Origin of the sequence: Pseudoalteromonas denitrificans DSM 6059 (assembly GCF_900112265.1) — a bacterium.
GTDB classification, from domain to species: Bacteria; Pseudomonadota; Gammaproteobacteria; order Enterobacterales; family Alteromonadaceae; genus Pseudoalteromonas; species Pseudoalteromonas denitrificans.
Map to the genome: position 1 here is coordinate 344,551 of NZ_FOLO01000001.1, position 19,644 is coordinate 364,194.

Consider the following 19,644-nt stretch of genomic DNA (forward strand, 5'->3'; position numbering starts at 1 on the left):
AATTATCAAGTGGTTTTTATCTTGTAAGTCATTACTTTATAGGTTTAATTTAACCAGCTTAAGTTAATATTGGCTAAGTTAAACCTAAAATATTAATTGTTAGATTGTAAATATCATTTTCCAGCTAAGACGATCCACTTTTTATATTCGTATAAAATACTCGTCTTCAAAACATTTTTTAGAACTTTATTTTATTCATAAAATGTATTTATAAGTTTAATCAAAAATCACTAAGCTAATTACTGTATTTTTTACTTTCAATATTTATAGTTAAGTTCTTGTAATCATCCAGTATATATAATGCAATTAAGAGTCTAAAATGCTTTTGTTAGATGAGGAAGTGCTATGTTTAATGCTAGTTTGAATTTAATAAAGAAGAAATTAAAGAAGAAATAATTTTGTCTATTAAGTTGTAATGCTATAAAGAGATAGTTTTGAATTTTGCATTAAAAAAGGAAATAATTGAAGCTGAAGAAAAATTGAAGTCGGCAATGATTTCATCTGACATTGAGGTACTTAACCAACTTTTTTCAAAGGATTTAATTTTTACTAATCACATGGGGCAGATCCTTTCAAAAAGTGATGATTTAGCTGCCCACAAAAGAGGTGAGTTTAAAATTAATGCTCTGTCATTATCTGATCAAATCGTAAAAACTTCTGGTGGTGTTGTTATTGTATCTGTCCATGCAAAAATTAAGGGGAGTTATAAAGGGGAAGCTACAAGTGGTCATTTTCGTTTCACAAAGGGGTGGGGAAATCTTGATAGTCGATGGCAAGTTTTAACTGGGCACGCAAGTATCGTCGCCTGACAAGTCAATATTATCATAGGTTAATTAATTTTACTTTCTATAAATGTAGTTAAATCAATCTTTTGGTGTGTTTTTTTTGCGAGGTTTTATTTATCATCAAACAGAATACTTATAGATAACATTCAGGATAAGTTTTGAGGCTAAATAGTATACTTCTCAAGCTACTTTAAAATGCAGCCTATCTAACATATTTAAGATCAACCAAGTCTTTTCAAAAATCAGTTAATGAATTTAAAAAATACAAATAGACCGAAAAAATAATTATTACACTTAGACTCTACCTCAGTTTAGACACTATATATCATAAGACTAATGTCTCATTCAGTGTTAAATGCATGATGGTTATCAATTGTTAGCTTGGTAAGTGCTTATTTATCAGTCACTTATCTTTTATTGTTAACTTGTTTAATATCTGAAACAATACACGTTAACAGTTTGTTACGACTAAGGTCTGACTTTAAAGTTCAGATGAGCTTGCTATGTTGAATATGGCAATGAATACGCACTTAATATGAATGTTGTTAGGGAATTAAAAATGGCTTTTAAAAATAATGAACAAGCAAAAGCATATTGGTCAGAAAATCTGTCCTTAATGTTTAAACTATTGGCAATTTGGTTTTTAGTATCTTTTGGATTTGGTATTTTACTTGTTGATGTACTGAACGAAATAAGGTTTTTTGGGTTTAAGTTAGGGTTCTGGTTTTCACAACAGGGTGCAATTTATACATTTGTAGCTTTGATTATCGTTTACGCAATGAAAATGAATGCGTTAGATAAAAAATATGGCGTAGACGAATAGGAGCAATATGATGGATGTTCAAACTCTCACCTTTTTAATTGTTGGTTTAAGTTTTGCGCTATATATAGGCATAGCTGTATGGGCACGAGCTGGCTCAACAAAAGAGTTTTATGTTGCTGGTGGCGGTGTGCCACCTTTAGCAAATGGCATGGCAACAGCCGCAGATTGGATGAGTGCAGCGTCATTTATTTCAATGGCAGGTATTATTTCATTTGCAGGTTATGATGGTGGTGTATATTTAATGGGGTGGACAGGAGGTTATGTATTATTAGCTTTATGTTTAGCGCCTTATCTACGTAAGTTCGGTAAATTTACTGTGCCTGATTTTATTGGTGATCGTTATTATTCACAAACAGCGCGCACTGTGGCGGTAATTTGTGCCATCTTTATTTGTTTTACTTACATTGCAGGGCAAATGCGTGGTGTTGGTGTTGTTTTTTCCCGTTTTTTAGAAGTTGAAATAGAAACGGGTGTTTACATTGGTATGGTAATTGTATTTTTCTATGCTGTTTTAGGTGGTATGAAAGGCATTACATATACGCAAGTAGCTCAGTATTGTATTTTAGTATTTGCTTACTTAGTACCTGCTGTATTTTTATCGTTAATGATGACTGGGCATGTATTACCCCAAACAGGTTTTGGTGCGACTTTAGCTGATGGCTCAGGCATGCACTTGTTAGATAAGCTAGATGGTTTAAGTACTGAATTGGGCTTTGCTCAATACACCGAAGGCTCCAAAAGTATGATAGATGTCTTTGCTATTACAGGTGCTTTAATGGTGGGTACGGCAGGTTTACCACATGTAATCGTACGATTTTTCACTGTGCCAAAAGTAAAAGATACACGTATTTCAGCTGCATGGACCTTAATATTTATTGCAATTGTTTACACGACAGCGCCCGCATTAGCTTCTTTTGCTCGTGTCAATATGGTTGATACCATTAATGGTAAAGAGGGGAGTGGTACTGCGTACGCTGAAGCTCCTAGCTGGATTAAAAATTGGGAAAAAACAGGACTTATCACCTTTAATGATAAAAATGGAGATGGCAAAATGTTCTACTCCGCAGGTAAAATTTCAGATCCTGCTAGCAAGAACGAAGTTAAAATTGACCGCGATATTATTGTTTTAGCTACGCCTGAAATTGCTGATTTACCAGCGTGGGTTATTGCATTAGTTGCAGCTGGTGGTATCGCTGCAGCGTTATCAACAACAGCGGGCTTATTATTGGTTATTTCAACGTCAGTTTCCCATGATTTACTTAAACGTACCTTGAAGCCTGATATTAGCGATAAGCAAGAGCTCAGGGCCGCAAGACTGGCTGCAGTGGTGGCCATTACCATATCGGCATATTTTGGTATTAATCCACCTGGTTTTGTGGCTTCAGTTGTTGCTTTTGCATTTGGCTTAGCAGCCTCGAGTTTCTTCCCTGCAATTATTATGGGCATATTCTCTAAGACGATGAATAAAGAAGGTGCAATTGCAGGTATGATATCGGGTATTTTATTCACTATAGGTTATATCGTTTACTTTAAGTTCATTAGCCCTGATTTGAACAGTGCTGAAAACTGGTTATTTGGTATTTCTCCAGAAGGTATTGGCCTGATTGGTATGCTTGTTAATTTTGTAGTTGCTGTTGCGGTACAAAAAGTAACGAAAGAAATACCAAAAGATGTCATTGATATGGTTGAATCTATACGAAGCCCTAAAGGTTCAGGTGAAGCTCACGCTCATTAAAATAGAAACACATTGATACATATCAATTAATAACCAAAGCTCGACTATAGTCGAGCTTTTTTTTGTTCTTAAATTAAGTAAAGTGAAGGGAGTAGAGTTTAAACGGAGTAAGTCATGACTAACATAACGATAGAGCAAAAAGAATTGTTTCAATTTTTGAATGCACAAGCGCCATTTTCAGAACTTGCATCTACTGCTATTAGTTATTTTATTAAACATCTGCAAATTATTTATTTAAGTAAAGAAAATCAGTCTCAATGGTTTGATTCAAATAACCCCTCTTTGTTTTTAATTCGTTCAGGTTTGTATGATTTAGTAAACCCACAAAATGAGGTGATAACGCGCTTAAGTCAAGGCGATTATTTTGGTTATCCGTCGTTGTTGAGCGGTGAAACGATAAAAAATAGTTTAGAGGTGCAAAAAGATGGGATTGTTTATTTATTAGAACAAGCTGATTTCGACTTTCTACGGCGAGAATATAAGGTTTTTGAGCAATATTTTGTACGTGCTCACGCAAACCGTTTACTCTCATCTCATTATAAAAAAAGACAAGATAACTGGTCAGATCGAAAAATTTCAGAGTTAATGCACTTGGGAGCTGTGGCACTCCCCCCTGATGCCAGTATTCGTCAAGCAGCTAAAAAAATGAGTGCAAGTGGTGTTTCATCTATTATGATCACCAAAGAAGATAAGCTTATTGGTGTGATAACTGACAGAGATTTACGTAACCGAGTCTTGGCGTTAGATGTAAATCCTGACCTTGTTGTGACACATATTATGACCTCCAGCCCTAAGTATATTTTTGAAAATAATCGTGTATTTTCAGCTTTTCAATTAATGCTCAGACATAATATCCATCATTTGCCTGTACTTACTGAAGCATTCAAACCTATTGGAATGCTTACCAGTACGGATTTATTACGACAGCAAAAATCTGATCCTGTGCAATTAATTGGGCGGATCTATAAAGCTAATTCTGTGGCAAACGTGAAGCGTTATGCATTAGAAATACCTGAGTTATTGCAAGGCTTTTCTCATAAAGTAGAAGATATCAGTTTAATAGGTAAGCTTCTAAGCGGTATTACAGATGCTTTAACCTCTAGACTTATTTATTTATATCAAGAAGAGTTTGGTTTGGCAGAAGTTCCTTTTTGTTGGATTTGTTTTGGATCTCAGGCCAGAGAAGAGCAAACCTTACATTCAGATCAAGATAATGGTTTATTACTATCGGATGATATTACGGCTGAACAAAGGTCATACTTTAAAAGTTTGGGAGAGTTTGTGTGTACAAATTTAGCAAGCTGTGGCATTAAATTCTGTCCGGGTAACATTATGGCTAGTTCTGATCCATGTCGATTAGAACTTGAAGCTTGGGTTGCTCAATTTTATCTTTGGATTAAAAAACCTTCACCAAGTAGTTTGCTCAACTGTAAAATTTTTTTTGATATTCGCTATGTTGAAGGTTCAGCAGAGTTATTTGATAATTTTATGAATAAGCTTGTAAATATTCCTAAAAACCAATTGTTCTTTGCTGGTATGGCAACTGATATTAATCGTAACTCAGTGCCTATAGGTTTGTTTAATCAATTCAAATTAGAAAAAACTAGAGAAAAAGAACCGTATAAACATAAGTTTATTGATTTGAAAAAGCGTGGCGTGGTAATAATTAATGACATAGTGCGCTTATATGCTTTGAACTATTCGGTTCGAGCAGACAATACTTTGGAGCGTTTAAATGCTTTAGCTAAATTGCCTGACATAAATAAAACTGATATTTACAATTTAAAAGATTGTTGGCGTTACTTAACGCAATTGCGTTTACGTACTCAGATTAATCAGGAAGGTTTGCCAAGTAATTGCATAAATCCTGAAAACCTAACATCTATGGAGAAACATCAGCTAAAAGAGGCTTTTTATTTAATAAAACAAGCGCAACAAGCGGTAGTCTTTAAATTTGCCCGAGGGAGTTTATAAATAGGCATGATTTTAAAAATACCAAAAATGATTCTGCATTTTTTTTTGCGTTTAAATAATCTGAATAAACGTCATAACCTAAGCTGTTTTGATGTTAATTATTTAGTGATTGACCTAGAGTTAACAGGCCTTAATTCAAAGCAAGATGAAATTGTTTCTCTTGCCTGGTTACCGATTGTTAAACAAAGGATCTATGTAGGTAAAGGAAAGTATTTTATAAACTCTCAAGTAGGAAAGTTGAAGCAAAGCCCTATATTTCATGGTCTAGATACTGGTGCAATTGAGCAAGGCAAACCACTTAATTCTGCGCTAGAGCAATTAGTAAAGTTAATTGATGATTCAGTTTTGGTATTTCACAATGCGTCATTAGATTGGGCTTTTTTATTAAAGGCATTTAAAGACTACAATATTTCTATACCGACAGAAAAAATAAAATCAATTGTAATGATAGACACGATGAAAATTGAACATAGACGCCTATCTAGACAGAGTCAAGATATGCGTTTTGATGCATTAAATTTAGAGAGATGCCGTAAAAGGTATCATTTGCCAGACTATGCTAATCACAATGCATTTACGGATGCTATGGCAACAGCTGAATTATTGCTAGCACAAATTAATAATATGAGTCGTTCAAAAGCATTATTGATAAAGCAGTTGTTATAAATAGTCCTTGCGTGGACGTCTAAACATCCAGAGCTTGATAATTCTAGCTATCCGTTCATAATACGGATATGTAAACTTGTTTGGAGATTTTTTATGCCTATCACGGTACAAGATCAGTTACCTGCTATTGCAGCGCTTAGAAATGAAAATGTATTTGTTATGCCGCAAAGTCGCGCTAAAACACAAGAGATCCGTCCTATGCGCTTGGCTATTTTAAATTTGATGCCAAACAAGGTTGAAACTGAAGTGCAATTTATTCGCTTATTGGCAAATAGCCCATTGCAAGTTAATGTTGATTTATTGCGTTTAGATACTCATAGAAGTAAAAATGCATCAGAGCAACATTTAAATACTTTTTACCGTTATTTTTCAGAAGTTAAACATCTTAATTATGATGCTTTAATTGTCACTGGAGCCCCTTTGGCTCATTTAGAATATACAGATGTTGCTTATTGGAAAGAGCTTGGGGTTATTTTTGATTGGGCTAATTCACATGTAACTTCTACGTTATTTTCATGTTGGGCAGCACATGCCAGTTTATTTCATCATTATGATTTAAAACGTGAACTTAAAGAGAATAAATTATGTGGTGTATTTAAACATCACTGTTTTTCAGAGCATGGTGCTTTAACCCGAGGTTTTGATGATAATTTTTTAGTGCCACATTCTCGCTATGGCCATATTTCCTTAGAACAAATAGATAATATCCCTGAGTTAGAAGTTGTCGCAGGTTCAAGTGAAGTTGGTGCATACTTAATTAAAAATAGTTCGGGTAGCCAAATATTTATAACTGGTCACCCTGAATATGATGCTGATACGTTAGCGGGTGAATATGCGCGTGATGTTGCTAAAGGGCCAAAGGCACCTTTGCCTGAAAATTATTATTTAAATGATGATCCAAAAAGTGTACCTTCAAAAACTTGGCAAAGTCATGCATTTTTATTATTTTCAAATTGGCTAAACTATTATGTATATCAAACCACACCATATGATATAAAGCTTATCAGCCAAGATATTAGAACAGATAACTATGCAGAATAAATTAGCTGCGCATATCAATAAATACGACAACGTAATAAAACAGATTAAAAGATATAGGATGAAATACTAATGCCTACCAAGCTAGAGCAGTTAAAATTAGCGTTACAAGAACGCATTCTTATTTTAGATGGTGCTATGGGCACAATGATCCAAAAACATAAGCTTGAAGAAGAAGATTACCGTGGTGAGCGTTTTGCTGACTGGCATATTTTAATTAAGGGCAATAATGATTTATTGAGTTTGACTCAACCACAGATCATTGAACAAATTCATCGTGAATATTTAGAAGCGGGCGCTGATATTATTGAAACTAATACTTTTAATGCAACCACAATTTCAATGGAAGATTATGAAATGGCTAAATTTAGCCGAGAAATTAATCTTGAATCTGCAAAGTTAGCACGTAAAGTATGTGATGAAATAGAGGCAAAAGATCCAAGCAAACCACGTTATGTTGCAGGTGTATTAGGTCCAACTTCAAAAACATGTTCATTATCACCGGATGTGAATGATCCTTCATTTAGAAATATCACTTTTGATGCCTTAGTAGAGGCTTATATAGAGTCAACTTTAGCATTAATGGAAGGCGGTTCAGATATTATTTTGATAGAAACCATATTTGATACTTTAAATTCAAAAGCTGCAGCCTTTGGTGTTGAAGAAGCGTTTGAGCAAGCAGGTCGTACTTTACCTGTTATGATTTCTGGTACTATCACAGATGCTTCTGGACGAACTTTATCGGGTCAAACCACTGAGGCTTTTTACAATTCAATTCGTCATATTAAACCGATTTCAATAGGTTTAAATTGTGCATTAGGGCCTGATTTATTACGCCAGTATGTGGAAGAGTTGTCGGGAGTATGTGAAACCTATACTTCGGTACATCCTAATGCCGGTTTACCTAATGAGTTTGGTGAATATGACTTGGAAGCATATGAAATGTCGGTTGAAATGATTGACTGGGCTAAATGTGGTTTTATTAATATTGTGGGTGGCTGTTGTGGTACTACGCCTGAGCATATTAAAGCCTTTACTGATGGTGTTGAAGGTGTTTCACCTCGTAAATTACCTGAACTTGAAGTCAAAATGCGTTTATCAGGTCTTGAAGCCTGTAACCTAAATTAGTTGAGAAAGTGATTATGACACAACAAGTAGCTGTTTTTACTAATGTAGGTGAAAGAACAAATGTGACTGGGTCAGCACGTTTTAAACGCCTGATCATGAATGAAGAATATGAAGAAGCGCTTAGCGTTGCGCGAGAGCAAGTTGAAAATGGTGCGCAAGTAATTGATATCAATATGGATGAAGCCATGTTGGACTCAAAGGCTGCCATGGTTAAATTTTTAAATTTGATAGCAGCAGAGCCTGATATCTGTAAAGTACCTATCATGGTAGATTCTTCTAAATGGGATGTGATTGAAGCTGGCCTTAAATGCATTCAAGGTAAAGCAATTGTAAATTCTATCTCTTTAAAGGAAGGTGAAAATAATTTTAAACATCAGGCAAAATTAATTAAGCGTTTTGGTGCTGCTGCAGTTGTAATGGCATTTGATGAAACCGGACAGGCTGAGACACAAGACCGTAAATTTGATATATGTAAACGTGCATATGATATTTTAGTTAACGAAATAGGTTTCCCAGCAGAAGACATTATTTTTGATCCAAATATTTTTGCTGTTGCGACAGGTATTGAAGAGCATGATAACTATGCTGTTGAATTTATTGAAGGAACACGACGTATAAAGCAAGGGCTGCCACATTGTAAAGTATCAGGTGGAGTCTCTAATGTATCGTTTTCATTTCGGGGTAATAACCCGGTACGTGAAGCGATTCACTCTGTATTTTTATATCATGCAATAAAAGCAGGTATGGATATGGGCATTGTAAATGCAAGTCAATTGGCTGTTTATGATGACATTCCATTAGAGCTTAGAAATGCAGTTGAAGATGTTGTTTTAAATAGTGACGCTGAAGCGGGAGAGCGTTTAGTTGAAATTGCACCTAAATACTCAGGTATGGCGCAAGAAAATAAAAAAGAAGATTTAGAGTGGCGCACTTGGTCAGTTAAAAAACGTTTAGAGCATGCGTTAGTTAAAGGTATTACGCAATTTATTGAAGAAGATACAGAAGAATGTCGTTTAGAAGCTGATTTACCGATTGAAGTGATTGAAGGTCCATTAATGGATGGCATGAACGTAGTCGGGGATTTATTTGGCGCAGGTAAAATGTTTTTACCCCAGGTTGTAAAGTCGGCACGTGTAATGAAAAGAGCGGTTGCTTACCTAGACCCTTATATTGAGGCAACAAAAGTAAAAGGTTCATCAAATGGTAAAATTTTGATGGCTACGGTAAAGGGAGATGTACATGACATCGGAAAAAATATTGTCGGTGTTGTGCTGCAATGTAATAACTATGAAGTGATAGATTTAGGTGTAATGGTACCGACAGAAACGATTTTACGTACCGCAAAAGAACAAAATGTAGATATCATAGGTTTGTCTGGTCTTATCACACCATCGCTTGATGAAATGGTGCACGTTGCAAAAGAAATGACTCGCCAGGGGTTTGATATTCCACTTATGATTGGGGGGGCTACTACTTCTAAAGCTCACACAGCAGTTAAAATTGAACCACAATATCGTGCTGAAGGAGATAAAAAAGGTGTGGTTTATGTGAATAATGCCAGTCGTGCAGTGGGTGTTGTTTCTAACCTTTTAAGTGAAAAAAATAAAACCGAATTTTTACAAAAAACCACTGGTGAATACGTAAAAGTAAGAGATCAACAAGCGCGTAAACGCCCGCGTTCTAAACCCGTTACTCTAGCGAGAGCAAGAGCTAATGCCGCTAAATTAGATTGGAATAATTACACACCGCCAGTACCTAAAAAATTAGGTATTACGGAGTTTAAAAATGTTTCAATTAAAACATTGCGCCAATATATAGATTGGACCCCTTACTTTATGACTTGGTCATTGGCAGGGAAATATCCACGAATTTTAACCGATGAAATTGTAGGTGAAGAAGCGCAAAATTTATTTAAAGATGCCAATCTTATGTTAGATGAACTTGAAGTCTCAGGTAAGTTACAACCTCTAGGTATTATCGGTTTATTCCCTGCTAATCGGGTTGAAGATGACATTGAAATATACACAGACGAAACTCGTTCTGAAATAATCACAAAATCATGTCAGTTACGCCAACAGACCGAAAAAACAGATTTTGCCAATTATTGCTTAACAGATTATATCGCAAAAAGGGGGGTTAAAGATTATTTTGGTTGTTTTGCAGTAACGGGTGGTTTAGCTGAGGATGATATTGCCGATGCATTTGACGTTCAACAAGACGATTATAATAAAATTATGATCAAAGCCATAGCCGATAGACTTGCTGAAGCTTTTGCTGAATATTTACATGAAAAAGTACGTAAAGAATATTGGGGTTATGCAACAGATGAAAATCTGACTAATGATGAATTGATCCGTGAAAACTATCAAGGCATAAGACCGGCTCCTGGGTATCCTGCTTGTCCTGAACATACGGAGAAGAAAAAGATTTGGCAGTTGCTTGATGTTGAAAATCGTATTGGTATGAAATTAACGAGTTCTTATGCTATGTGGCCTGGTGCTGCTGTATCTGGTTGGTATTTCTCTCATCCTGATTCGAAATATTATGCTGTTGCTGCTATTCAAAAAGATCAGGTTGAAGATTATGCCATTCGTGCGGATATGAGCTTAGAAGAAGCGGAACGTTGGTTAGGTCCAAACTTGGGTTATGAAAATTAACTTATCTGATGTGATTGTTAAAGAATAAAGCATTTACGCTTATTCACAAAAAGGCTGCCTAGGCGGCTTTTTTGTTTATTTTACTTTGTTAAAATGGTAATTCATAAATTAATAAAATCTTCCTAAAGGATATAAAGTGATAAACAAAATAGTTTTAGTGTTTTGCATAATAAGCTTACTTGTCATAAATAATGATGCGAAAGCCAAAGAATGGGAGAAGCTATTTGATCACTCTCAATACCAGAATGCTAAAATTTCACCTGATGGTAAGCATCTTGCTGTGGCTGTCTTTTCTGAAGGGAAAAAAGTGCTAATATTTTTGGAACGTAGCACATTTAAAGCGGTTGGAACTGCTAAGTTTCATGGACGTTTAAGTGTTGGAGAATATTACTGGGTTAACAATGAACGAGTTGTTATAAGCATTGTAGAGCAAAAACCTTGGCGTGAACTACCTAGTTCATACGGTGAATTATATGCAGTAAATTTAAATGGAAAAAAAGGAAAGATGATATATGGATATCGTTCAGGGGAAATGCAAACCGGTAGCCACGTAAAGAAAAAACAATCAACTCGGGGTTGGGGGGAGATTATCGATATTTTACCTGAAGATGACAAACATATATTAATAAGTTCAACACCTATGACTAGGACTGGTGAAAGTTTAGCTTCAGTTTTAAAACTTAATGTGTATACAGGAATTATTAAAAATAAACTTGGGAGATCCCCTGTTCCTTTTTCACATTTTTTAACTGACACTAAAGGGGAGTTACGCGCTTTGGTCGGTACGGATGAAAATAATAATGAATTATTATATGTCAGTAAAGATCGTCAGTGGAAGCAAGTCCCCTTAGGTAGAGTTGGAACAGGCATACAACTATTATCAGTTAGTGCCTCAGGCAAGTATTTGTATACAATTGATAATTATAAACAAGATATAAAGGGGCTTTTTAAATTAAATCTTGAAGATTATAGCTATAAAAAGGTTTTTACAGATAAAAAGGTCAATATAACGGGTGTTGAAATGACAACCGATAATCGCTCTGCTTATGCAATTCGTATTGATGATGGATACCCAGCTTATTTAATCTTAAATAAAAAACTTGAAGAAGCAAAAGTATTCAAAAACTTATTAACCACTTTTCCTTATAGTGAAGTTTCTATTACGAGTAAAACAAAAAATGGTGAGTTTTATGTGGTAATGGTGTCTTCTGACACTGACCCCGGTACACTTTATTTATTTGATAAAATAAAAAATAAGTTAAAAGTTCTATTTAAGTTTAAACCTGAATTTAAAAAGGCAGATTTTTCGCCAGTTGAACCAATTCAATTTGAAGTATCTGATGGAAAGAGTCTCAATGGTTTTTTCACACAAGCAAAAATAACTGAAAAAAATAAATTGGCGCCAGTTGTGGTGTTAGTTCATGGCGGTCCTCATGGCGTAAGAGATTACTGGGGTTTCTCATCTCAAGTGCAGTATCTCGCATCCAATGGTTATTCTGTTTTACAAGTGAATTATCGGGGATCAGGTGGTTTTGGTTATGATTACGAAACTGCTGGTTATAAAGTGTGGGGGTCTTTAATCCAACAAGATATTCGGGATGCGTATTTATGGTTAGTTAAAAATAAAAAAGCAGAAAAGAATAATGTTTGCATAATGGGTGCAAGTTTTGGAGCTTATTCAGCCATTCAAAGCGCAGCTATTTATCCCTCAACTTATAAGTGTGCGATTGCAAATGCGGGAATATATGATTTAGATCTTATGTTTGATGAAGGAGATGTACAAGAGCGTCGTTCAGGAATGAGTTATTTAAAAAAAGTACTCGGCACTGATGATAAATTACTAAAAAGCATGTCACCTGTAAATTATGTTGAAAAAATTAAAATACCTTTATTACTTGCGCATGGTGAAGATGATGAGCGCGCACCTTACGCGCATGCTGAGCGTTTACGTGAAGCACTTGATAAAGTTGATAAATCATATGAATGGTTTGTGCTGGATAAAGAAGGCCATGGTTTTTATAACCCTGAAAATCAAAAAGCTTATATGAAAAAAGTGGTAGGTTTTTTAGATAAGCATTTATAGTAGTTATAGGAAAATAGATTAATCAAGTACTTCGAGTTACGTTATCGAGAGTGCTTGATTAAATTTAGTGGTATGTTAATTAACAATAACAGTATTATCCCCGACATTGCTGCATATTATCTGTTTTGAGTAACGCAATAATTTCACCTTTAGAATTATGTTTAAAGGCTAATAAATCACCTTGGGCAATGTTGTTATCAAGTGTTTTATTCGTTTTTAATTGCTGTAAAAGAGAAGCATTAACTTGTACTAATATTTCTTTATTGCATGATGCAATGTACCAATCATCTGCTTTATTAATTAATCTTCCTCTGAACAGAACTTGGTTTTTTAGTGTTTCTTTGGCTTGCGCTAATTGTTCTTTAGCTTGCTGGTGGCTATATTTAATTTTTTTGTGGTAAGTATTTTTTTCTAAATAATGAATTTCAGTAATCGAGATTTTTGCTGATTTTACATTTATTTCAGGGCTGGTTAAATAAGCTTGTTCGTTAAAATATAAGTTAAATAAAGTAAATAATGCGATAGCCGCTAAGCTAAATTGCAGTGTATTAACCCAACTAAATTCAGGCGTACTCTTTCGTTTTTCATCACCTAGTAATAAGTTTTTTTTATCTATATTCGATAATTTATTTTGGTTTTTATGTTGCTTATATAATTGATTGAGCTTGGTATCAAAATCGTCATTATGGTGTGACATGTCAGGCTCCTATGTGTTGTTTAAATTGTAATTTTGCATAGCGTAATCTGGTTTTTATTGTTTCAATTTTTTGTTGTGTAATGTCAGCAATTTGTGCAATAGAAAACCCTTCTTGTTGTAATACAAAGGCTTCTCTTTGCACAAAAGGTAGTTGTTCTAATATTTGTCTGAATTTAATGTTCATATCTTCATTATGCTCTAAAGGTTTGATGGCGATTAACTCTGGTTCTATATTCTGATCGACAATGAGTTTAAATCTTTGCAACTTTCTCATTTCATCAAATAAAGCATTACGAGCGACGGTAAACAACCAAGCCTTAAAAGTACCACTACTTTGATAGTACTCTCGTTTATCTATCACTTTTAACCACGTTTTTTGACTGATATCTTTAGCTAGTTCTATATCACTTTGGCTAATTAAATAGTGGTATAAATCATCGGCATGCAGTTCTATAAGTCGTTTTAATAAATCATTGTTACCAGATTTTGCATAACGAGACATTAAAGTTTCGGCATCTATTTCTGGGTTTAACCATTTTTTTAAACTCAATATCATCAATAAATTTATCCCTTTGAAAATGGAGTATTTTACACTCCATTTTTATATTTAAAGTGCTTGGTCTATTTTAAAATCAAGTTGAATACTTTGATTTGTTTGTTTAACTGTTTTGCCATTAATCATTTTTGGTTTGTATTTCCATTTTCTAATTGCTCTTAATGCTGCTTTATCAAAAAGTCGTTTAGGTTCTGAGTTTATGATAAACGGTGAGGTAACAGTACCAATTTCTGAAATTGTGAAGCCAATTTGTACCCAACCTTGCTTTCCTTCTCTAGCGGCTTTTATGGGATATTTAGGTGATATTCTAACTAAAGGGGTTGCACCTCCTTGACCAGAACTTAGCATGGTAGGCATATTTATTTTCGGCTCTATCTGAGAAAGTGATGGCGTGTAATGTGTCAATTGACCTCCTTGCGCAATACTTTCAACCTGAGGGCGTATATTTCTAGGTGGCTGAGGTTTTATTTGTGGCGGTGGTGGCATTCTATCTCTCAATGTTACTTTTTTTATTTCTGGCTCACTAATTACATCAATCACTATAGGAGGAGGTGGTGTGCTCGATGTTGTGTAATTATTTTTTATTAAGTAGTGCATGAACGCAAAAGTTACTAAGGTCGTTAATGTTGCACCTAGAATGAATGATGAAAACTTTGCACTTTTATACAAAGGGCTTTGATTAATTGCGAATGTCATAAACTTCTCCTAGAAATTATAATTCATTTGAATGTCTGAAAATATAAGGCTCATATATAAAACGTTACATAAATGAAAAAGGGGTGAAGTTTTTTAAATTAATTTAAAAATAGTTTTTTTAGGAAATAATTGATTGTGGTAGTTGTAAATTTCATAGTGGTTTGAAGTATATTTCTAAAGGTGTTTTTTAAAGTTGTGAAACTCGTATTTTGAAGCGGTTTAAGTATAATACCGCTATTAAATTTAGATTTGAGATATGTTGTGGCAGAAGTAAGGGCAAGAGTTCAACTTAAGGTTGGCAAAAATAGTGATGTCTTAGCGCAATTAGTATCATTCACAGGCCTAAAAGATCAATTAGAACACGTTGCTTTGATTTTCAATGATGCTGACAAAAATCAAGAAGCACCTTTAGTGCGTATGCATTCTGAATGTTTAACAGGCGATGTTTTCCATTCATCACGCTGCGATTGTGGTGAGCAATTAAATGAATCAATAGAAAAAATGCATCAGCAAGGTGGTATTTTACTTTATTTACGCCAAGAAGGACGTGGCATAGGTTTATATAATAAAATAGATGCCTATGTTTTACAGTCCCAAGGTATGAATACCTATGAAGCAAATAATCATTTAGGTTTTGAAGATGATTTACGTGATTTTTCAGATGCTGTATTAATGTTAAAAGCATTAGGTATTTCTCAAGTTCAACTATTAACAAATAACCCTCGTAAAATTAATTCGTTAAAAGATGCTGGGATCTCAGTTGAAAGTGTTGTTGGTACACATGCGCATGTTAAAGAAGGCAACAAGGCATATCTTGAAACTAAAATAAAACATGGTTCGCATAGGTTAGATTTAGGCAAAGTAATTAGTATACGAAAAGAGAATGAAGACAAGTAATGGCAACAGAATTAAGAGTTTTTAAAGCAAAATCAGGCTTAGACTGGTTTAAAGCCGGTTGGAAAATCTTTAAAACCCAACCTAGTACATTTATTTTTATGCAAATATTTATCATTTTGGTGGGTTTAATTCCTTTGGTGATGCCTTTATTGCAAATACCGGCTGCGCTGGCAGCTCCTTTTTTGATTGCAGGTTTTTATCGTGCCGTTTTGGTTAAACTGCAAGGTCAAAAAATTATGCTTGCAGATATTTTAAAGCCTTTTTCAGAAAAAGGGGCTAGATTGGGGCTATTTCGTTTAGGTTTATACCAAATGGCGATGGGAATTTTATTGGCTATTGCCAGTAGTGCTTTATTTGAAGATGCATTATTAATTTTACAACAAAATAGTGAAAATCCAGAACAAGTTATTGAGCAATTTATTGCCGCAATAGAGCCTGTGAGCGTGCTGATATTTATTAGTTTAATATCTGTATATATGATGGCATTTGCTTTTGCTGTACCGCTTGTTTATTTTAAAAAGAAGCAAGCGATATTTGAAGTTATTAAGGTCAGTTTATTAGCTTTTTGGCATAACTTTGCGGCGCTTGGGGTTTTTGGTGGCATCATTTCAGGATTGATTTTAATTTCGTCTCTTTTATCTTTGCTCCCATTATTGGTTGTTATGCCGATAAGTTACATTGCTTTCTTTGTTGCGTATCAAGCTATTTTTCAGATAGAGATAGCAGAAAAATCAACAGATAAACATGATGAACCGCCTAGTTCTCATGGCCAATTTAATGCTTAAAGTCGAGTATTAGATGGATGATCAAGTAAAACAAAAATTAAAAAACTATGTTTTATGGTTATTGTCTCGACAAGAATATTCTCGTCGAGATTTAATGCTTAAACTACAAAAAAAAGAAGCTTCACCAGAATATATAGAAACATTATTAGACTGGTGTGAAAGCCTTAATTATATAAATGAAACACGCTATTGCGAGGGATTTATACGACGTCATTTAGCCAAAGGGCATGGTTTCGCACGTATTAAATCAGAAGCATCAGCAAAAGGTATAGATAAAACACTATTATCATTTCAAATTGATGAAATGGAAATAGACTGGTATGAAATGGCTAGAGCTGCTTATAATAAGAAGTTTTCAGCATTAACAGCTACTCCTGATTACAAGCAAAAAGCGAAAATCGTTCGCTATTTAATGTATCGGGGTTTTAACTATGAACAAATTGAATTCGCAATATCGCCGTCAGACGAGTGAGATAATCCATGCAACACATGAGTACTTCAAAATTACGCCAAACATTTTTAGATTTTTATGCTAGTAAGCAACATCAAATAGTTCCTTCTAGTAGTTTAGTGCCTGGTAACGATCCTACTTTACTATTTACCAACGCGGGAATGGTTCAGTTTAAGGATGTATTCTTAGGTGCAGAAAATCGCCCTTATACAAGAGCTACGAGCTCTCAACGTTGTGTTCGAGCTGGCGGTAAACATAATGATTTAGAAAATGTGGGTTATACAGCCCGTCACCATACATTTTTTGAAATGTTAGGTAATTTTAGTTTTGGTGATTATTTTAAAGTTGAAGCAATTCAGTTTGCATGGCATTTCTTAACTGAAGTGATTCAATTACCGAAAGAAAAATTATGGGTGACTGTTTACACTGAAGATGATGAAGCTGCAGATATTTGGATTAATCAAATTGGCGTTAATCCAGATCGAGTAGCACGTATAGGCGCTAAAGATAATTTTTGGTCTATGGGTGATACTGGTCCATGTGGTCCATGTACTGAAATTTTTTATGATCATGGTGAAGATATTTTTGGTGGACCTCCTGGCACACCTGATGAAGATGGCGACCGCTATATTGAAATTTGGAACTTAGTTTTCATGCAATTTAACCGTCATGCAGATGGGACCATGGAACCTTTGCCTAAACCTTCGGTAGATACAGGAATGGGCTTAGAGCGTATTGCAGCTATTTTACAAGGTGTACATTCAAATTATGAAATTGATATATTTCAAAATTTAATTCGCTCAGCAGCGACTGTAACAAATGCAACTAATTTAGAAGATAAGTCATTACGTGTTGTAGCCGATCACATTCGTTCTTGTGCATTCTTGATTGTTGATGGTGTGATGCCATCTAATGAAGGTCGTGGTTATGTATTGCGCCGTATAATTCGTCGTGCTGTTCGCCATGGTAATAAGCTGGGTGCGACAGGTTCTTTTTTCCATAAGTTAGTTGCTTCATTAATTAATGAAATGGGTGATGCCTACCCTGAACTTACCAAACAACAAGCAATTGTTGAAAAAGTGCTACGTATTGAAGAAGAGCAATTTAGTAAAACATTAGACCGTGGGCTAGTGATTTTAGAAGATAGCTTAAAAGCACTTGAAGGTACTGTGATCCCTGGTGATTTAGTATTTAAACTTTATGATACTTATGGCTTCCCATCAGATCTAACTGCTGATGTTGCACGTGAACGCGAACTAACAATTGATGAAGATGGCTTTAAAGCTGCAATGCAAGTACAGCGTGAAACAGCACAAAAAGCAGGTAAGTTTGGTACAGATTATAATGAACAATTAAAATCAGACCACACTACATCATTTAAAGGTTACCAAAATGATCATATAAGCAGCACAGTTGTAGAATTATTTACGAATGGTGAAAATGCATCAGTGCTTGAGGATGGTCAAGAAGGCATCGTGATTTTAGATCGCACAACATTCTACCCTGAATCTGGTGGTCAAATTGGTGATGCTGGCGTGATTAAGGTAAATGGTGGCGAGTTTGTAGTGGAAAATACAACTAAGCTTGGTAATGCAATTGCACATAAAGGTAAAGTTATTGGCTCAATTGGTTTAAATAACCGTGCTGATGCAAAAATCGATGTTGCACGTCGTGATAGTGTTCGTAAAAACCATACTGCAACTCATTTGCTACATGAAGCTTTACGCCAAGTTTTAGGTGAACATGTTACACAAAAAGGTTCTTTGGTTGGTCCAGATCGTTTACGTTTTGATTTTTCTCACTTTGAAGGAGTTACTAAAGCTGAATTGTCAAAAATTGAAGCTATGGTGAATAGTGAAATTCGTCGTAATCTTGATTTAAATACTGAGCTAATGCAAATTGATGAAGCCAAAGAAAAAGGTGCGATGGCACTGTTTGGTGAAAAATATGATGATGAAGTACGTGTTGTTAGTATTGGTGAATTTTCAATTGAGTTATGTGGTGGTACACATGTAAATCGAATTGGTGATATTGGTTTATTTAAATTTGTATCTGAAAGTGGTATTGCTGCAGGTGTTCGTCGTATTGAAGCTGTAACAGGCATTTCGGCACTAGAACATGTAAATGCACAAGCTGATGTATTAGCAAAAATAGCTGCACTCGTAAAAGCTGATAGCCATACAGCGCTTGAAAAAGTATCTGCTCTTGTTGATAAAGCTAAAGGCTTAGAAAAAGAAATAAGTCAATTGAATGATAAACTAGCCAGTGCAGCAGGTGCATCTTTATTAGATTCTGTCATTGATATTAATGGCGTGAAAGTATTGATAGCCAATGTTGAAGGTACTGAATCAAAAGCGTTACGTGGTATGGTTGATGACCTTAAAGTAAAACTCAATTCAGGTATTATCGTATTAGGTGTGGCAGCTGGCGCTAAAGTAAGTTTAATTGCAGGTGTTACCAAAGACTTAACCAGCCAATTTAAAGCGGGTGAATTAGTTAATTTCCTTGCTCAGCAAGTAGGCGGAAAAGGTGGTGGTCGTCCAGATATGGCGCAAGCCGGCGGCTCACAACCTGAAAACTTAGCTTCGGCACTTGATAGTGTACAAGCTTGGGTAACCGAAAAAGCTTAAACCTTAAAAAAGGTTTACAGTCACCTTGATATGGCTTCATGTC

The 19,644-nt window shown here is 35.0% G+C and carries 16 protein-coding genes; 13 read left to right on the forward strand and 3 right to left on the reverse strand.

The window, feature by feature from the left end:
* Positions 1 to 434 precede the first annotated feature (434 nt).
* The 9 genes from BM088_RS01375 (at position 435) to BM088_RS01415 (ending at position 12,889) form a co-directional block, all read left to right on the forward strand.
* Entirely contained in the window at positions 435 to 809 is a 375-nt protein-coding gene (locus BM088_RS01375) for a nuclear transport factor 2 family protein (RefSeq protein ID WP_091979074.1), read from the forward strand.
* A gap of 535 nt (positions 810 to 1,344) precedes the next feature.
* Positions 1,345 to 1,608 carry a DUF4212 domain-containing protein gene (locus tag BM088_RS01380; protein ID WP_091979076.1) on the forward strand — a complete coding sequence of 88 codons (264 nt, stop codon included), beginning with the start codon at positions 1,345 to 1,347 and terminating at the stop codon, positions 1,606 to 1,608.
* Positions 1,609 to 1,618: 10 nt separating this feature from the next.
* The gene (locus tag BM088_RS01385; protein ID WP_091979078.1) at positions 1,619 to 3,343 is read left to right on the forward strand and encodes a sodium:solute symporter family protein; all 1,725 of its coding nucleotides are present in this window, start codon (positions 1,619 to 1,621) and stop codon (positions 3,341 to 3,343) included.
* A 123-nt stretch (positions 3,344 to 3,466) separates the two neighbouring features.
* Positions 3,467 to 5,317, forward strand: a complete 1,851-nt coding sequence (locus tag BM088_RS01390; RefSeq protein WP_091979146.1) for a DUF294 nucleotidyltransferase-like domain-containing protein — start codon at positions 3,467 to 3,469, stop codon at positions 5,315 to 5,317.
* 45 nt (positions 5,318 to 5,362) lie between these two features.
* Positions 5,363 to 5,983, forward strand: a complete 621-nt coding sequence (locus BM088_RS01395) for a 3'-5' exonuclease (RefSeq protein WP_177207911.1) — start codon at positions 5,363 to 5,365, stop codon at positions 5,981 to 5,983.
* Between the two features lie 93 nt (positions 5,984 to 6,076).
* Positions 6,077 to 7,024 (forward strand): homoserine O-succinyltransferase, encoded by a 948-nt coding sequence (locus BM088_RS01400; protein ID WP_091979081.1) that lies wholly within the window; start codon positions 6,077 to 6,079, stop codon positions 7,022 to 7,024.
* A gap of 69 nt (positions 7,025 to 7,093) precedes the next feature.
* Positions 7,094 to 8,149, forward strand: coding sequence for a homocysteine S-methyltransferase family protein (locus tag BM088_RS01405; RefSeq protein ID WP_091979083.1), 1,056 nt, complete (start codon positions 7,094 to 7,096; stop codon positions 8,147 to 8,149).
* A 14-nt stretch (positions 8,150 to 8,163) separates the two neighbouring features.
* Positions 8,164 to 10,806, forward strand: a complete 2,643-nt coding sequence (gene metH / locus BM088_RS01410) for a methionine synthase (RefSeq protein WP_091979085.1) — start codon at positions 8,164 to 8,166, stop codon at positions 10,804 to 10,806.
* A gap of 136 nt (positions 10,807 to 10,942) precedes the next feature.
* On the forward strand, positions 10,943 to 12,889 hold the full coding sequence (locus BM088_RS01415) for an alpha/beta hydrolase family protein (RefSeq protein WP_091979087.1): 1,947 nt from the start codon (positions 10,943 to 10,945) through the stop codon (positions 12,887 to 12,889).
* 94 nt (positions 12,890 to 12,983) lie between these two features.
* Here BM088_RS01415 and BM088_RS01420 read toward each other — a convergent pair whose 3' ends face one another.
* Genes BM088_RS01420 through BM088_RS01430 form a run of 3 tightly spaced genes read right to left on the reverse strand, consistent with a single transcriptional unit; the run spans position 12,984 to position 14,838 of the window.
* Positions 12,984 to 13,586 (reverse strand): hypothetical protein, encoded by a 603-nt coding sequence (locus BM088_RS01420; RefSeq protein ID WP_091979089.1) that lies wholly within the window; start codon positions 13,584 to 13,586, stop codon positions 12,984 to 12,986.
* A 1-nt stretch (position 13,587) separates the two neighbouring features.
* The gene (locus tag BM088_RS01425; RefSeq protein ID WP_177207912.1) at positions 13,588 to 14,142 is read right to left on the reverse strand and encodes a sigma-70 family RNA polymerase sigma factor; all 555 of its coding nucleotides are present in this window, start codon (positions 14,140 to 14,142) and stop codon (positions 13,588 to 13,590) included.
* A gap of 51 nt (positions 14,143 to 14,193) precedes the next feature.
* A complete protein-coding gene (locus tag BM088_RS01430) occupies positions 14,194 to 14,838 on the reverse strand; it encodes an energy transducer TonB (protein ID WP_091979091.1) in 645 nt (214 codons plus the stop codon).
* A 261-nt stretch (positions 14,839 to 15,099) separates the two neighbouring features.
* Here BM088_RS01430 and BM088_RS01435 point away from each other — a divergent pair, with 261 nt between their 5' ends.
* From BM088_RS01435 to alaS, 4 genes are read left to right on the forward strand one after another with little or no spacing between them, the layout of a single operon-like run.
* The gene (locus BM088_RS01435; RefSeq protein ID WP_091979093.1) at positions 15,100 to 15,735 is read left to right on the forward strand and encodes a GTP cyclohydrolase II; all 636 of its coding nucleotides are present in this window, start codon (positions 15,100 to 15,102) and stop codon (positions 15,733 to 15,735) included.
* Entirely contained in the window at positions 15,735 to 16,520 is a 786-nt protein-coding gene (locus tag BM088_RS01440; RefSeq protein WP_091979096.1) for a BPSS1780 family membrane protein, read from the forward strand. Before BM088_RS01435 ends, BM088_RS01440 begins: the two co-directional genes overlap by 1 nt.
* Before the next feature lie 13 nt (positions 16,521 to 16,533).
* Positions 16,534 to 16,992 carry a regulatory protein RecX gene (locus BM088_RS01445; protein WP_091979098.1) on the forward strand — a complete coding sequence of 153 codons (459 nt, stop codon included), beginning with the start codon at positions 16,534 to 16,536 and terminating at the stop codon, positions 16,990 to 16,992.
* A gap of 8 nt (positions 16,993 to 17,000) precedes the next feature.
* Complete coding sequence (gene alaS / locus BM088_RS01450; protein ID WP_091979100.1) at positions 17,001 to 19,601, forward strand: alanine--tRNA ligase; 2,601 nt, start codon at positions 17,001 to 17,003, stop codon at positions 19,599 to 19,601.
* Positions 19,602 to 19,644: the final 43 nt, after the last annotated feature.

Excerpts from the sequence above, each read along its gene's own strand:
- BM088_RS01380 (WP_091979076.1), top strand. The coding sequence starts at position 1,345 with ATGGCTTTTAAAAATAATGAACAAGCAAAAGCATATTGGTCAGAAAAT.
- BM088_RS01385 (WP_091979078.1), top strand. The coding sequence starts at position 1,619 with ATGGATGTTCAAACTCTCACCTTTTTAATTGTTGGTTTAAGTTTTGCG.
- BM088_RS01400 (WP_091979081.1), top strand. The coding sequence starts at position 6,077 with ATGCCTATCACGGTACAAGATCAGTTACCTGCTATTGCAGCGCTTAGA.
- BM088_RS01405 (WP_091979083.1), top strand. The coding sequence starts at position 7,094 with ATGCCTACCAAGCTAGAGCAGTTAAAATTAGCGTTACAAGAACGCATT.
- metH (WP_091979085.1), top strand. The coding sequence starts at position 8,164 with ATGACACAACAAGTAGCTGTTTTTACTAATGTAGGTGAAAGAACAAAT.
- BM088_RS01420 (WP_091979089.1), bottom strand. The coding sequence starts at position 13,586 with ATGTCACACCATAATGACGATTTTGATACCAAGCTCAATCAATTATAT.
- BM088_RS01425 (WP_177207912.1), bottom strand. The coding sequence starts at position 14,142 with ATGATATTGAGTTTAAAAAAATGGTTAAACCCAGAAATAGATGCCGAA.
- BM088_RS01430 (WP_091979091.1), bottom strand. The coding sequence starts at position 14,838 with ATGACATTCGCAATTAATCAAAGCCCTTTGTATAAAAGTGCAAAGTTT.
- BM088_RS01440 (WP_091979096.1), top strand. The coding sequence starts at position 15,735 with ATGGCAACAGAATTAAGAGTTTTTAAAGCAAAATCAGGCTTAGACTGG.
- BM088_RS01445 (WP_091979098.1), top strand. The coding sequence starts at position 16,534 with ATGGATGATCAAGTAAAACAAAAATTAAAAAACTATGTTTTATGGTTA.
- alaS (WP_091979100.1), top strand. The coding sequence starts at position 17,001 with ATGCAACACATGAGTACTTCAAAATTACGCCAAACATTTTTAGATTTT.